General features: G+C 67.0%; 15 protein-coding genes. 6 read left to right on the top strand and 9 right to left on the bottom strand.

All coding sequences use genetic code 11. From position 1 onward, the window contains the following. Positions 1–47 precede the first annotated feature (47 nt). Together pheT and pheS are read right to left on the bottom strand one after the other, a co-directional pair. On the bottom strand, positions 48–2,591 hold the full coding sequence (gene pheT, locus ACFQ50_RS18825) for a phenylalanine--tRNA ligase subunit beta (RefSeq protein WP_377997159.1): 2,544 nt from the start codon (positions 2,589–2,591) through the stop codon (positions 48–50). A 2-nt stretch (positions 2,592–2,593) separates the two neighbouring features. Beyond that, entirely contained in the window at positions 2,594–3,655 is a 1,062-nt protein-coding gene (pheS, locus tag ACFQ50_RS18830) for a phenylalanine--tRNA ligase subunit alpha (protein WP_377997160.1), read from the bottom strand. Positions 3,656–3,952: 297 nt separating this feature from the next. On the opposite strand from pheS, the gene ACFQ50_RS18835 reads away from it, so the two are divergent. Next, the gene (locus tag ACFQ50_RS18835) at positions 3,953–4,432 is read left to right on the top strand and encodes a hypothetical protein (RefSeq protein WP_377997161.1); all 480 of its coding nucleotides are present in this window, start codon (positions 3,953–3,955) and stop codon (positions 4,430–4,432) included. Further along, complete coding sequence (locus ACFQ50_RS18840; protein ID WP_377997162.1) at positions 4,425–5,117, top strand: SIMPL domain-containing protein; 693 nt, start codon at positions 4,425–4,427, stop codon at positions 5,115–5,117. The genes ACFQ50_RS18835 and ACFQ50_RS18840 overlap by 8 nt, the downstream gene beginning before the upstream one ends. Here the strand turns inward: ACFQ50_RS18840 and pcp are convergent. Further along, positions 5,070–5,729, bottom strand: a complete 660-nt coding sequence (gene pcp, locus ACFQ50_RS18845; RefSeq protein WP_377997163.1) for a pyroglutamyl-peptidase I — start codon at positions 5,727–5,729, stop codon at positions 5,070–5,072. The genes ACFQ50_RS18840 and pcp overlap by 48 nt on opposite strands. 82 nt (positions 5,730–5,811) lie before the next feature. Here pcp and ACFQ50_RS18850 point away from each other — a divergent pair, with 82 nt between their 5' ends. Next, the gene (locus ACFQ50_RS18850; RefSeq protein ID WP_377997164.1) at positions 5,812–6,921 is read left to right on the top strand and encodes an Rv2578c family radical SAM protein; all 1,110 of its coding nucleotides are present in this window, start codon (positions 5,812–5,814) and stop codon (positions 6,919–6,921) included. An 87-nt stretch (positions 6,922–7,008) separates the two neighbouring features. Here ACFQ50_RS18850 and ACFQ50_RS18855 read toward each other — a convergent pair whose 3' ends face one another. After that, on the bottom strand, positions 7,009–7,467 hold the full coding sequence (locus tag ACFQ50_RS18855; protein WP_377997165.1) for a (deoxy)nucleoside triphosphate pyrophosphohydrolase: 459 nt from the start codon (positions 7,465–7,467) through the stop codon (positions 7,009–7,011). Positions 7,468–7,627: 160 nt separating this feature from the next. Here ACFQ50_RS18855 and ACFQ50_RS18860 point away from each other — a divergent pair, with 160 nt between their 5' ends. Further along, the gene (locus ACFQ50_RS18860; RefSeq protein WP_377997166.1) at positions 7,628–8,833 is read left to right on the top strand and encodes an MFS transporter; all 1,206 of its coding nucleotides are present in this window, start codon (positions 7,628–7,630) and stop codon (positions 8,831–8,833) included. A 91-nt stretch (positions 8,834–8,924) separates the two neighbouring features. On the opposite strand, the gene ACFQ50_RS18865 is transcribed toward ACFQ50_RS18860, so the two are convergent. After that, positions 8,925–9,878 (bottom strand): cation diffusion facilitator family transporter, encoded by a 954-nt coding sequence (locus tag ACFQ50_RS18865; protein WP_377997167.1) that lies wholly within the window; start codon positions 9,876–9,878, stop codon positions 8,925–8,927. Positions 9,879–10,108: 230 nt separating this feature from the next. Between ACFQ50_RS18865 and ACFQ50_RS18870 the strand changes: the two genes are divergently transcribed. Then, entirely contained in the window at positions 10,109–10,384 is a 276-nt protein-coding gene (locus tag ACFQ50_RS18870; RefSeq protein ID WP_377997168.1) for a GlsB/YeaQ/YmgE family stress response membrane protein, read from the top strand. 261 nt (positions 10,385–10,645) lie between these two features. Here ACFQ50_RS18870 and ACFQ50_RS18875 read toward each other — a convergent pair whose 3' ends face one another. From ACFQ50_RS18875 to infC, 4 genes are all read right to left on the bottom strand, one after another. Beyond that, positions 10,646–11,542, bottom strand: coding sequence for a TrmH family RNA methyltransferase (locus tag ACFQ50_RS18875; RefSeq protein WP_377997169.1), 897 nt, complete (start codon positions 11,540–11,542; stop codon positions 10,646–10,648). A gap of 53 nt (positions 11,543–11,595) precedes the next feature. Further along, the gene (rplT, locus tag ACFQ50_RS18880) at positions 11,596–12,051 is read right to left on the bottom strand and encodes a 50S ribosomal protein L20 (RefSeq protein WP_314195606.1); all 456 of its coding nucleotides are present in this window, start codon (positions 12,049–12,051) and stop codon (positions 11,596–11,598) included. 116 nt (positions 12,052–12,167) lie between these two features. After that, positions 12,168–12,362, bottom strand: coding sequence for a 50S ribosomal protein L35 (rpmI, locus tag ACFQ50_RS18885; RefSeq protein ID WP_003798720.1), 195 nt, complete (start codon positions 12,360–12,362; stop codon positions 12,168–12,170). 117 nt (positions 12,363–12,479) lie between these two features. Further along, the gene (infC, locus tag ACFQ50_RS18890; RefSeq protein ID WP_377997170.1) at positions 12,480–13,571 is read right to left on the bottom strand and encodes a translation initiation factor IF-3; all 1,092 of its coding nucleotides are present in this window, start codon (positions 13,569–13,571) and stop codon (positions 12,480–12,482) included. A 383-nt stretch (positions 13,572–13,954) separates the two neighbouring features. Between infC and ACFQ50_RS18895 the strand changes: the two genes are divergently transcribed. Beyond that, positions 13,955–14,341: a DUF1844 domain-containing protein gene (locus tag ACFQ50_RS18895; RefSeq protein ID WP_377997171.1), complete on the top strand. Its 387-nt coding sequence runs from the start codon at positions 13,955–13,957 to the stop codon at positions 14,339–14,341. Positions 14,342–14,372: the final 31 nt, after the last annotated feature.

Consider the following 14,372-nt stretch of genomic DNA (forward strand, 5'->3'; position numbering starts at 1 on the left):
GACAGGTTCATCTGCACGCTTACCGCTGGACAGGTTCATCTGCACGCTTACCGCTGGACGGCACCAAACCGCTCGGCCGCGGTGGCGACGGCGCGCTCCCGCGCCTCCGATGCCTCGTCCGCCGTAAGGGTCCGGTCGGTGGCGCGGAACCGCAGGCCGAAGGCGAGGGATTTCTTGCCGTCCTCGATCCCCTTGCCCGCGTAGACGTCGAACAGGGCGACGTCCTCGAGCAGCTCGCCGGCGCCTTCGCGCAGCGCGGCCAGCACGTCGTCGGCGGGGACGTCCTGCGGCACCACGAGGGCCACGTCCTGCGTGGCCACCGGGAAGGTGGAGATGTGGCGGGCCACCACGACGTCGGCCGCCGCCTCGAACAGGGCGTCCGCGTTCAGTTCCAGCGCGACGGACCGCGCGGGCACGTCGTGCGCGGCCAGGAGCTTGGGGTGGAGTTCGCCGGCGTACCCCACGACCTCGCCGGAGCGCAGCGAAAGCTGCGCGGCGCGGCCGGGGTGGAAGGCCTGGTGCCGGCCCTGGGTGACCACGAGCTCCACACCGAGGACGTCACCGGCCAGGCGGGCGATGTCCAGCGCGTCCGCCCAGTCCCACGGCCGCGGGGCGTGGCCGGCCGCGGCGGGCGAGTCATGGCCGGTCAGGACGGCGGCGACGTGCAGCGGCTGGTCCGGAACGCCGTCGTACAGCGCGTCCAGCACCTCATCGGAGGGCTTGACGCCCAGCGGAGGAATGGACGGCGTGCCCAGGGTGGCACCGGGCAGGAACACCATGCCGGCTTCGAAGACGGCAAGGTCGCGGAAGCCGCGGGAGTGGTTGCGCTTGGCGACCTCCAGCAGGCCCGGGAGCACCGAAGTGCGCAGGTAGCCGTGCTCTTCGCTGATCGGGTTGGCGAGCTTGACCGCAGTCCGGGGCGAACCCTCCTCGGCCACGCCAAACGTCTCGTTGGCAGCCTTCGACACGAAGGGGTAGGCCAGGACCTCGGTCAGGCCGGCGTCCGCCAGCGCCTGGACCAGGCGGCGGCGCTGCTGCTGGACGCGGGTCAGGCCGCGGCCGGGGGGCGCCACCGGCAGGGTCGCGGGGATCTGGTCGTAGCCCACCAGGCGGGCGACCTCCTCGGAGAGGTCCTCCTTGGTTTCCAGGTCGTTCCGCCAGCTCGGCGCCGTGACGGTCCAGCCGGCGTCGGTCTTTTCGAGGACAGCGCCGAGGTCCTCGAGGGACGTGACGATCTGCTCTTCGGTGAAGTCGATGCCGATCCGGGCGGCGGCGTATTCCGCCGGCAGCGCGATGGTCACCGGGTCCGGCGCGGTTCCGACGTCGGTGCCGGCCTCATCGGCCGTCCCGCCCGCCAGTTCCACGAGAAGGTCGACGGCGCGCTGGGCCGCGATGTTGGCGACCTGCCAGTCAACGCCGCGCTCGAAGCGTTTGGAAGCCTCTGACGGGAGCTTGTGGCGCCGGCGCGAGCGGGCGATGGACACTTCCTCGAAGTGGGCCGCCTCGATCAGGACAGCCGTGGTGGCGTCGGAGACCTCGGTGGACGCGCCGCCCATGACGCCGGCGACGCCGATGGGGCCTGAGGCGTCGGTGATCAGCAGGTCCTCGGCGTCGAGCGAGCGCTCCTTGCCGTCGAGCGTGGTCAGCTTCTCCCCCGGCACGGCGCGGCGCACCACGATGTCGCCGGACAGCTTGTCCTGGTCGTAGAAGTGCAGCGGCTGGCCGAGTTCGAGCATCACGTAGTTCGAGATGTCCACCGGCAGGGAGATCGACCGGACTCCAGCCAACCGAAGCCTGGAAGTCATCCACGGCGGCGTGGGCCTGGTGGCGTCGACGCCGCGGACGGTGCGCGCCACGAAGCGGTCGCAGCCGGGCTTGCCGTAGATGGGCGCGTCGTCGTTGATCTTGACGCCGTAGCCGCCGGAGAGGACGGCCGGGGCGTTGACTTTCGACGCGGGATCGGTGAACACCGTGCCGGTGGCGTGGGCGTATTCGCGCGCCGCGCCGCGGATCGAGAAGGCGTAGCCGCGGTCCGGCGTCACATTGATTTCGGCGGCCTGGTCGTAAAGACCCAGGAGTTCCATGGCGTCGGTACCGATCTCGGGATCCAGGCCGATCCGGGAAAGCACCAGGATGCCGTCGTGGTCCTCGCCGATGCCCAGTTCGCGGACGGAGGCGATCATGCCTGCGGACAGGTGGCCGTAGGTCTTCCGTGCCGAGATGTGGAAGTCGCCGGGCAGGACGGCGCCCGGAAGTGTGACCACCACCTTGTCGCCTTCCACGAAGTTGTGGGCTCCGCAGATGATGCCCTGCACGCCGGAGGGGTCGATGCCCTCGCCGGTCAGGGTCTGCGCCTGGCCTTCGGGGACAACGCGGACGTGGCACCAGTTGATGGTCTTGCCGTTGGTCTGCGGTTCCTTGACCAGGCTCAGGACCTGGCCCACCACGACGGGACCGCGAAGGGCGTCCGTGGGGCGGTGGACCGCCTCCTCTTCAAAGCCGACCTTGACCAGTTCGGCCATGACGTCTTCGGCCGTGGCTCCAGCCGGTACCTGCGCGAATTCACGCAGCCAGGAAAGTGGGATACGCACTGTTAGATCTCCATCCCGAAGTGCTCGCTGAAACGTACATCGCCCTCGATCATGTCGCGCATGTCGCCGACCTCGTTGCGGAACATGAGCGTCCGCTCGATGCCCATGCCGAAGGCAAAGCCTGAATAGAGGTCCGGATCGATGCCGGCGGCCCGCAGGACGTTGGGGTTGACCATGCCGCAGCCGCCCCATTCGATCCAGCGCGGGCCGCCCTTGGCGCCGGGGTGGAAGATGTCCAGCTCGGCGGATGGCTCGGTGAACGGGAAGTAGTTGGGGCGCAGCCGGATCTGCGCTTCGTCGCCGAACATCTGGCGGGCGAAGTGCTCCAGGGTTCCGCGGAGGTCAGCCATGCTCAGCTTCTTGTCGATGGCCAGGCCCTCGAACTGGTGGAACACCGGGGTGTGGGTGGCATCGAGTTCATCGGTGCGGAACACCTTGCCCGGGCACAGCACGTACATGGGCACGTCACGCTCCAGCATGGAACGGACCTGCACCGGCGAGGTGTGGGTGCGCATCAGCAGGTGGGCCTCGGGCGGCTCCACGAAGAACGTGTCCTGCATTTCGCGGGCGGGGTGATCCGGCTTGAAGTTCAGTGCGTCGAAGTTGAACCACTCGGATTCGACCTCGGGGCCTTCGGCGATTTCCCAGCCCATGCCCACGAAGATGTCCGCCACGCGGTCCTGCAGCGTGGACAACGGGTGCCGGGCTCCGGCCCGGCGGCGGCGCGGGGCTGCCGTGACATCCACGGTCTCCTCAACCAGGATGCGGGCATCGTTTTCCGCTTCGAGCTCGGCGGTACGGTCCGCGAGCGCCTTGCTAACACGTCCGCGCGAGGAACCCATCAGCTTGCCGGCGGCAGCCTTCTGGTCCTTGGGCAGGCTGCCGATCTCACGGTTGGCCAGGCTGAGCGGCGACTTCTCGCCGGTGTGGGCGAGGCGGACTGCCTTGAGTTCATCGAGCGTGGAGGCACCGGCAATGGCGGCGACGGCCAGCTCCACGGCGGCGTTGATGGCGGCTTCATCCAGAGGGTTCGGGACGGCGGCGCCCGGCAAAGTTTCAGTCATCTACTGTTCTTAGCTACGAGTCGGGTGATGCCAGCGGCCGGTGCAGCCGCGCCGGTTTCCCCGGCCGCGCGTCCGTCGCTGGCACTTCATTGCAGAAAAGTCATCCAGGGACGCCATCCAAAGACGCCATCCACGGACAAGGGCAGGCTCGACGGCGGGTGGCCGGCAGGCACTGTTCCCAGTCTAATTGACAGCGCCGGGCTAATTGACAGCGGGCGCCGGGGGGCGCCTGTATTGCTCCGGCGCCCGCGGCTAGCATGGCTTCATGATGCAAGGCCGCCGAACGAGAGGCCCCGAATGAGTGGCCCCCTGACGCAAAGACAGCGACTGAGGCAACTCGCCAACGTGCTGAATGCCTCCACGCCGCTGGGGCTGGTGCTGGCCAGGCTGGCCGGCACCAGGACTTTCCGGGGTCCCCGCGGCCTGATTGTCGCCACCGGTTACCGCTGGCGGCTGCCGGTGGCTGGCGCTTTCACCGTGGGCAACGTGGTCATCTTCCGCGCAGACGCCGACACCGCTTTGACCGGCCGTGTGCTCTTGAGCCACGAAGAGCGTCACAGCACCCAGTACGCATGGTGCCTGGGGCTGCCCTTCCTGCTGTTCTACTTCGCGGCCGCAGCCTGGTCGGCCGTGCGGTACGGCGATCCGGCGTCGGGAAATCCTTTCGAGCGGCATGCCGGGCTGGCGGCCGGCGGCTATGTGGACCGAAGGCTCCATGATCGGAAGCGTGGGTATGACCGGAGGCGGGTGTATGGCCGGAGGCGCGGGCATGCGTGACCCCGCGGGCCCGGCGGAAGCCCGCACCGTCACGGTCACGGGATCCGGAAGAGCCGAGGCCGCACCGGACTTGCTGACGCTCTCCGTTGGCGTGGAGTGCCGGCGCGACAGCGCCGGTGATGCCTACGCGGCCGCCGGCGAGGCATCCGCAGCCGTAACGGGCGCACTGCGCGGCCGGGGCGTGGAGAACCGGGATATCAGGACGTCGGGGCTCAACATCCGCGCCGATGTCGTCTGGCAGGAGGGCCGGGGCCAACAGATCACCGGCTATGTGGCATCCAGCATACTCAGCGTTCGGCTCCGTGATCCCGCCGCGGGAGCCGAGGTCATCGCCGCGGCCGTCGAGGCAGGCGGCAACGACGTGCGCCTGGACGGCGTGCAGCTCGGATTCGCCGATGCCGCAGCCGTGATGACGCTGGCCCGCGATGCCGCCTGGGCCGACGCGCTGGCGGCAGCATCCCAGCTGGCCGCGCTTGCGGGCGCCCGGCTGGGTGAGGTGGTGTCCGTCCGGCAGCACCCCGTGCCGTCCGCGCCCGTTCCGGTGGGCGGGATACAGCGGGCTTTCGCCGCCGACTCCATGACTGTCGAAGCCGGTGAGTCCGGCGTCAGCACCAGTGTCACGGTTGAGTGGGAGCTGCTAATGGATGCTGCCCGCGGCGAGCGCGGTGTCGGCGGGCTGGGTTAGGCCGGATGGCCGGCTAAGCGAGGTTCGGACGACTGCGGCAATGGCCTCCGCCATCGCGGCCACAGTCAGTGACGGGGCACCGCTCCCCTGCTCCACCTGGTCCGGCGCGAACGGAACGTGGACGAATCCGCCACGGACGCCCGGACGGGACGCAAGCTCGTGCATGAGCGCATAGAAAGTGTGGTTGCAGACGTACGTTCCTGCCGTCTGTGAGACCTCGGCGGGAATACCCGCCTTTTCAACGGCAACCAAGGCCGCCTTGATCGGCAACGAGGTGAAATACGCGGCCGGGGCGCCCTGGACCACTGGCCGGTCCACGGGCTGGTTTCCGTCATTGTCCGGAATGGGTGCGTCATCGCAATTGATGGCAACCCTTTCCAGCGACACGCGCCCGCGGCCTCCCGCCTGGCCGGTGCACACCACCAGTTCCGGCTCCAGGTCATCGAGGGCATTCCGCAGCACACTCCCGGCCGCGCCGAAAACACACGGCAGTTCCACGGCCGCCACGTCGAGCCCTTCCGCCAGGAGCAGATCCCGCGCGGACTGCGCAGCCGTCCACGAAGGATTCATCGGCTGTCCGCCGAAAGGTTCAAAGCCGGTGAGCAGAATCATGGACCCAGCGTAGCCGCCGGTCCCCAGGAAACGCCGACGGCGGACCTTGACTTAAGTTCGAACATACCTTCGAATAGTGGTCATGAGATGGGACGCGCAGGCACTCAAACCGGCACAGGAAGAGATGCCGGGGACGGCACCGCTGCTGCCCTTGGCCGGCCTGGTGCGCTCTGTGTCCACGCCCGAGTTCGCCGGCGTCACCTTTCACGAGGTCACCGCCAAATCGGTGCTCAACAAGGTGCCAGCCGGCTCCCGGATGCCGTTCGAATGGACCGTGAATCCGTACCGGGGCTGCAGCCACGCCTGCGTCTACTGCTTCGCCCGCAAGAGCCACACCTACCTTGACTTCGACGCCGGGCTCGATTTTGACAGCCAGGTGGTGGTGAAGATCAACGCGGCCGAGGTGCTGCGCAAGGAGCTGGCCAAGCCCTCCTGGAACCGGCAGCAGGTTGCACTGGGCACCAACACGGACCCCTACCAGCGGGCCGAGGGCCGGTACCGGCTGATGCCCGGCATCATTGGTGCGCTGGCCGATTCGGGGACCCCGCTGTCCATCCTGACCAAGGGCACTTTGCTGGCGCGTGACATTCCGCTCCTGAAGCATGCCGCCGCGCAGGTGCCGGTGGGCATCGGGATCTCGCTCGCCATGACGGACGAGCAGCTCTCCGAGGCCATCGAACCCGGCACGCCTGGACCGCGTGCCCGGCTCAAGCTCGTTTCCAGGCTCCGCGAGGCCGGGCTGCCATGCGGGGTGATGGCCATGCCCATCCTGCCCTGGCTCTCGGACAGCGACGAGGCACTTGACTCCCTGTTTTCCTCGCTTGCGGCCGCGGGTGCCACCGGCGTCACGGCCGGAGCCCTGTATCTGAAGCCGGGCACCCGGGAATGGTTCATGCAGTGGATCGCCGCCCGGCATCCGGAACTCGTGGGCCGCTACCGCAGGCTGTACGGCACAGGCTCGTATGCCTCCAAGGAGTACCGCATCTGGCTGGCCGGCAGGGTCCGTTTCTTCAAGGCCCGGCACGGCTTCTCCGCCTCGCACGGTTTCAGCCACCGGGACGTCGACGATCACCAGGCAGACGATCCCCGCGGCGAGGAAGCGGCCTATCCCGAGGGAAGCCTGCCGCAACACCCAGCAGGCCGGCACGGCCACGGCAACCCAACCCGGTCGTCCCAGCCCACGCTGTTCTAAGCCAGCAGCCCCGCGGCCGCGCAGCCACCACAAAGCGTCCGCACCATAAAGCGGAGGGCAGGACGAGGAAAGCGGCGGAGGGTGGTGTTAATTTCCCGGGACAGAGCCTGCACGGCTTGCTGCGGCGACGCTGGCGAGCAGCGCCCGGACAATCGGCAGGTCGGCCGGGATCCATGGCAGGCTGAGGGCTTCGTCGCCTTCGCGGATACTGACCCAGCGGAGTTCATCATGATCTTCGAGGGGCCGAGGTTCGCCGTCGGCCACTTCCGCGAACCATACCCGCATCGCGGCCTTGGCGTTCAGGGGCCAGCCGGCCGGCCCGGGCGCCTCCAGTTCCACGCCAAGAACGACGCCGATGCCGAGTTCCTCGCGGAGCTCCCGGTGCAGTGCACTCTCCGGGGCTTCCCCCGGTTCCACTTTGCCGCCCGGGAATTCCCACATGCCGGCAAACTGCGGAGGCGCCGTGCGGCGCGCCACGAGAAGCCGGGAGGGAGCGGAGAGCGAGTCCAGCACGGCCCCGCCCACGACGTTGATCAGTTCAGTCACCGGTCCAGTCTAATGAGGGCCCGGGTGACAGGGCACACGTCGCATGGCGCGGATGGAGCCTCTCCCGGCGGGAATATCCGTCCTGCCGGGAATCTTGTTAAAATCAGACGTATCAGTGGCAACGAGGCCTACTCCGTAACTCCCTTCGAAAAGCAGGCACATGACTTCCACTGTCCAGGCTCCCCGCACGCCCAAGGCCGCCACGCGCGTCGGCCCCGCCATCCTGGCCCTGGCCATGGGCGGTTTCGGCATCGGGGTCACCGAGTTCGCCATGATGGGGCTGCTCAAGGAGGTCGAGGTCGGACTCCGGATCAGCACTCCCGAAGCCGGCCATCTCATCTCTGCCTATGCCCTCGGCGTCGTCGTGGGAGCGCCAGTACTTGCCGCCGTCGGGGCGAAGCTGCCGCGCAAGTTCCTCGCGTTGGGCCTCATGCTGTTCTTCAGCGTTGCCAACCTGTCCTCGTTCATCGCTCCCGATTACGCGAGCATGCTGGTCTCCCGGTTCGCCGCCGGCCTGCCGCACGGTGCGTTCTTTGGTGTTGCCGCCGTGATCGCCGCTTCCCTGGTGGCGCCGACGAAGCGGGGCTGGGCCATTTCCATGGTCATGGCGGGGCTCACTGTTGCCAACGTGGTCGGTGTTCCCTTCGCCACCTGGCTCGGCCAGACCTTTGGCTGGCGGCTCCTCTTTGTCCTGGTGGGGGTGCTGGGTCTGGTGACCCTGGCGCTCATCTGGAAATTCGTTCCCTTCCAAAAGGCGCACGCTGACGCCAGCATCCGCAGGGAGCTCGGCGCGCTGAAGCGGGCGCAGGTCTGGCTGGCGATCCTCATCGGCATCGTGGGCTTCGGCGGGTTCTTCGCCACGTACACCTACATCTCCCACACCATGACCTCCGTTGCCGGAATCCCTGCCGCCCTGCTGCCGTTCGTGGTGGCCTTGTACGGACTGGGCATGGTGGCGGGCAACATCGTCGGTGGCCGGATCGCGGACAAGTCCGTGATGGGGACGATCTACCGCGTCCTGCCGGGAATCGCCGTCGCACTGGTGGTGTACGCCGTGGCCGTGCACTGGCCGTGGTCAGCTTTCGTCATGGTGTTCGTGGTGGGCGGCGCCGGGTCCATGCTCGTCCCGGCTCTGCAGACCCGGCTGCTGGACGCGTCTCCCGACGCGCCGTCGCTGGCGTCGTCACTCAACCACGCAGCACTGAACGTGGCCAACGCCCTGGGCGCCTTCCTCGGCGGCGTCGTGATCGCGTGGGGCTGGGGCTACGTTGCGCCCGCCCTGGTAGGTGCGGTCCTGGCCATTCTCGGCCTGATCGTGGCCCTGCTCAGCGGCCTGCTGGAACGCAAAAAGCCGCTGGCCCCGTAACAGGAGTCACGGAGCCAGCGGCCCAGAACAGTCACGAAGCCGGCGGCTCCGGAGGCTCAGCGCCAGCGGCCCAGCTTTCTATGGCAATCAGCTACGCGCCGGAGTCGCCCGCAAGGGCGGGCCCGCTGGCCACCTGTGCGCGGCGAATGTCGGGCTCCAGGTAGATGACCCGCGCGATGGGAACTGCCGAACGGATCCGGGCTTCGGCGTCGTCGATGGCCTTGGCTATATCCAGCCCGGAATCGCCGGCGTCCACGCTGATCTTGGCGGCCACGAGCAGCTCCTCCGGGCCCAGGTGCAGGGTCTTGAGGTGGATGATGGCTGTGCCGTCCGCTTCGATGGCGCGCCGGATGCGGCCGACGTCGTCCTTGGTGGCCGACTCCCCCAGCAGCAGCGACTTGGTCTCCATCGCCAGGATCACGGCAATCGCCACGAGCAGCAGGCCAATCATGCCGGTTCCGATCCCGTCCCAGATGCCGTCGCCCGTCAGCAGGGTCAGCCCCACTCCGAACAGGGCGAACACCAGGCCCAGCAGCGCGCCGAAGTCCTCGAGCAGGATCACCGGAAGCTCGGGCTGCTTGGCGGTCCGCACAAAGCTGATCCAGCCCTGGCTGCCGCGGATATGGTTGGCCTCGGTGATCGCCGTCCGGAACGAGAATCCCTCCGCGATAATGGCCCCCACCAGCACGGCCAGGGGCACCCACCAAAAGTCGCCTTCAATGGCGTGCGGGTGCTGGATTTTTTCCCATGCCTCATACAGCGCGAACAGGCCGCCGACGCTGAAGAGCACGATGGAAACGATGAACGCATAAATGTACCGTTCCCGTCCGTAGCCGAACGGGTGCTCCGGGCTGGCTGCCCGCTGGGCACGCTTCCCGCCCACCAGCAGCAGAATCTGGTTACCCGAGTCGGCGACAGAGTGGATGGCCTCAGCCAGCATCGATGAGGAGCTTGTCAGCAGGAACGCGACGAACTTCAGGACGGCGATGGTCAGGTTGGCGGCCAGCGCCGCGACAATCGCCTTGGTACCGCCATTTGCAGCCAAGGGAGGCTCACCTCTTCACGTGGAAATTTCAACGGATGGGACAGGGCGGGATGGAACCGCCGTCTAGTAAATACCGTACCCGCCCGGCCCGGAACAGACACCGCACACGGCCTCCGGACGCCACGAAAAGCCAAAAGTAAGCCTGCTGACAAAGAAACGCGCGCTGTGTTAGCTTGAAGCCATATCGGGACTGATAAGAATCGATCCCGACGAATATGAAGGAGCAGACAATGGGTTTTCTTGCTTGGATTATTCTCGGCCTGATCGTAGGCGCAATTGTTAAAGCCGTCATGCCCGGACGGGTCGGCGGCGGCTGGGTCACCAGCCTGGTTCTGGGCGTCGTTGGCGCCATCGTTGGCGGCTGGATCGGCAGCCTTCTCTTCGGCAAGGGTGACTTGGCGTTCTTCGACCTTGGCACCTGGATCCTCGCCATCATCGGCGGTCTCGTCGTCGCCGGTATCTACGGCGCCATCACCGGCCGCAACCGGAGCACCCGGGCACCATAACAGGCCAGGCCCGCAGGCATTGGGCCTCGACAAGCCCAGGCCCATAACAGACAAAACAGACAGGAGCGGGGCCCCACCAGCACGGTGGGCCCCGCTCTTTCTTGGGCGACGGCTTCTTGGACGACGGCTTCTTGTATGACGGATTCCTGTATGACGGATTCTTGGGCGACGCCCGGCCCAGCCTGCGAGCGGAGTTTTTGTCCAGATATCGCGACTAAATGTGCCTTCTGCGGCCGATATCTGGACAAAATCTCCAGCGTCCTAGGCGGGCTGCTGGGACCTCGCACTGGCGTAGAGGCAGACGGTGGCGGCGGTTCCAAGATTGAGGCTCTCCGCGGCGCCATATACGGGCACGGCCACGCGGTGGTCGGCAAGCGCGAGCTCGTCGTCGGAGAGGCCCTGGGCTTCGTTGCCGAAAAGCCAGGCCGTGGGGTTTTCCAGTGCGTAGTCCGAGCCAGCGGCCGAGGCGCCAAGCCTGCGTGCGGCGTTCTCGTCCTGCAGCCGGTCAAGGTTCAGCTGCCCGTAGCCGTCCGCGGCGAGCACGCCTATCCCCCGGTCCTTGCACAGCGCCACCAGCTCACTGACGTCGGCGCCGAGGACCACGGGCAGGTGAAACAGGGATCCGGCAGTCGACCGGACCGCCTTGGGGTTGTAGATGTCCACGCTGGAACCGGTCAGGACCACGGCGTCGGCTCCGGCTGCATCCGCGGCCCGAAGCACAGTACCGGCGTTACCCGGGTCGCGGACCTGGCAGAGCACGGCAATGAGCCGGGGCCCGGCGTCGAGCACGTCCGCCAGGGCGACGTCCACGAAATCACACACCGCAACGATCCCCTGCGGCGTGACGGTGTCCGCCATGGCGGCCAGGACATCGTCCGTGGCGAGCCGGGCGCTGGTACCCGCGGCCAGTTCCTCGAACTCGGGGTACCGGTCCAGGCAGGCCGCACTGGCATACACCTCGCGGACTATGCCCGGCTGGCCCGCCGCGACCCGCTTGCCGTGGAGAATCAGGGCTTCGCGAACCGCCTGGGGGCCTTCGGCCAGGAACTGCCGGCGCTTTAAACGGGCCGGGCGCCCTGCAAGCTTTGCCACGTCCCTGACCCGATCTGCTCGGGGATTGGAGAGTGGAAAGTCTTGCGGGCGCCCGGTTTCGTTCATATAAGAAACCTTAGTGGCTGTGGCCACCGGTCCTTGAACTGGGAGCTGTCTGCTTACTCAGCAGCTGCAGCGGCCGGCTTCTTCGCAGCGCGTGCGCGGGTAGCCTTGGCCTTCGGTGCAGCCTCAGCCTTGGCGGCCGGAGCGGAGGTGTCTGCAGGCAGGGAGTCCTTGGCAACCTGGACCAGCGCAGCGAAGGCGTTGGCGTCGGAAACGGCGAGCTCGGCCAGCATGCGGCGGTCAACCTCAACCTCAGCAGCCTTCAGGCCCTGGATCAGGCGGTTGTAGGTCAGGCCGTTGGCGCGGGATGCAGCGTTGATGCGCTGGATCCACAGGCGGCGGAAGTCGCCCTTCTTCTTCTTGCGGTCGCCGTAGCTGTACACAAACGAGTGCAGCAGCTGTTCTTTCGCCTTGCGGTACAGGCGTGAGCGCTGCCCACGGTAACCTTTGGCGCGTTCGAGGACAACCCGGCGCTTCTTGTGGGCATTTACCGCCCGCTTCACACGTGCCACGTGCGTACTCCTTCAAAATTCTTGTCCCAAGCATCTTTCGCCGGTGATCCGGCTGGCCTGAGAAGGCTTATTGGTGGGTGGTTGCTGCCTGATGGCGGCAACCTAAGAGCTTGGAACTAGATGCCGAGCATCTTCCGGATGACCTTGGCGTCGCCCTTGAAGACGATCTTGTCGCCGGCGAGGCGGCGGGTCAGGCGGCTGGACTTGTGCTCCAGGTAGTGGCGGCGGTTGGCCTGCTGGCGGCGCAGCTTGCCGGTACCGGTCAGCTTGAAGCGCTTCTTAGCACCACTGTGGGTTTTCATCTTCGGCATGGGAACCGATCTCCTAACGTATCCGCAGACCATGTCTGCAGTCTTTCGCGCAGCCGCCCCGGGGGACGGCGTGCTGGTTGCTGGCTGCCTGAAGGGGATGCCTTCCGCAGTTTCGAACTAGTTGGTCTTCTTGCCTGCCGGCTTCGGCGTGGGCCGGGGCGCAGCAGGACGTGCCACCGGCTTCGGCGCAGCGGGCCTGGCCACCGGCTTCGGCGGGGCAGGTACAGCTGCAGGCCTCGGCGCTGCCGGGGCAGGCGTCTCGGCCTGCGGAGCCTTCGGCGCAGGTGCCGGGGCAGCAGCCTTCGGGGCCACAGGTTCCGCCGCAACGGCAGGGGCAGCAGCCTTCGGGGCCGAAGCCTTCGGTGCAGCGGCCTTCGGGGCAGCAGCCTTGGGCTCGGCGGGAGCTTCGGCAGGTGCCGCAGCCTGAGCTTCGGCGGCGGGAGCAACAGCTGCGGGGGCTTCGGCGGCCGGAGCTGCCTCCGTCTCAGCAGCCTGAACCTCTGCAGCCGGAGCCTGACCGGCCTCGGCCTCAACAGCCGGGGCTTCCTGCGTTGCCGTTGCCTCGTCGGCAGCCGTGTCCGCAGAAACCTTGAAGCCCTCCGGGAGGAGGTCGGCCAACGACTGCGTCAGCGGTGCCTGATCGTCACCTGAGGTGTCGACGCGGCCGGCAGCCTTGGCTTCGTTCTGCGCCCTGGCTTCGGCACGCTGCGTCGCACGGCGGGCTTCGGCCTTCGCCTCGGCCTTGTTCTTCAGCGGGCCGATCACCATGACCATGTTGCGGCCGTCGATGCGCGGGCTTGACTCCACGACACCAACTTCAGACACGTCCTCAGCGAAACGCTGCAGGAGGCGCAGGCCCATTTCGGGACGCTGCTGCTCACGGCCGCGGAACTGGATCATGGCCTTGACCTTGTCCCCGGCTCCGAGGAACCGCAGGGCATGGCCGCGCTTGGTCTCGTAGTCGTGGGTGTCGATCTTCAGGCGGAACCGGATTTCCTTCAGAACCGTGTTGGTCTGGTTCTTCCGGGCCTCACGGGCCTTGACTGCGGCTTCGTACTTGTACTTGCCGAAGTCCATCAGCTTGCACACCGGAGGCTTGGCCTGCGGTGCAACTTCAACGAGATCCAGGTCGGACTCGGCAGCCAGACGCAGGGCATCCTCGATACGGACGATCCCTACCTGTTCGCCGGCAGGGCCGACCAGCCGCACCTCAGGGACGCGGATACGCTCATTGATTCTTGGCTCGCTAATGTTAAAGCTCCTGTGTTTGTAATGGGTGTTCCACCGGCAAAATAGAGAAGGCCCCCAATTGCCGGAGCAATCGAAGGCCTCGAAGATCGGATGTGCACCTCCCCGCAGGGACCGCACGCACTCCACCGCACTTCTGCCCGGTGAACCGCCCGACCGTTACCCGGCAACCTTGCTGCCCTGAACCTTCCAGGGAAAACGGCTGACGCGGGTGGGAGAGAACTCCGCTTGCAAACTGAGTATCAATTCTACAGATAGAAACCCGCTTACCGCACATTCGCGGCAGTGGGTCTCATCCACGGCAAAATAACGACATCCAGTCGGTCTGTGACAAGCTTACCAGTATGAGCACTCCAGACAGCAATTCACACGTCTACCAGGCGCCCGGCGCCGGGGAGGACGTCACGCAGCAAATCCGCGACATCTCCGAAGTTCCCGCGATTGAGGTCATCACCACGGCCGCCGTGCACCTCATGAGTGCCTCCGCCGTGAAGCTCGGCCTGGCCGCTGAGGAGAACGCCGCTGAGCTCAAGGACCTGGACGAGGCCCGCAAGCTCATCACCGCCCTCGCCGGCCTGGTGACGGCCGCTGCCCCGGAGATCGGTTCGCAGCATGCCGGTCCGTTGCGCGATGGCCTGCGGTCCCTGCAGCTCGCCTTCCGCGAAGAATCCATCATCCCGGATCCCCCGGGCAAGGGTCCCGGTGAGAAGTTCACCGGTGCGGTGAACTAAAGACTGACGTACGACGGCGGTGGGCCGGCTC

The organism is Arthrobacter sp. NPDC056493 (assembly GCF_042795115.1).
GTDB lineage: Bacteria > Actinomycetota > Actinomycetes > Actinomycetales > Micrococcaceae > Arthrobacter.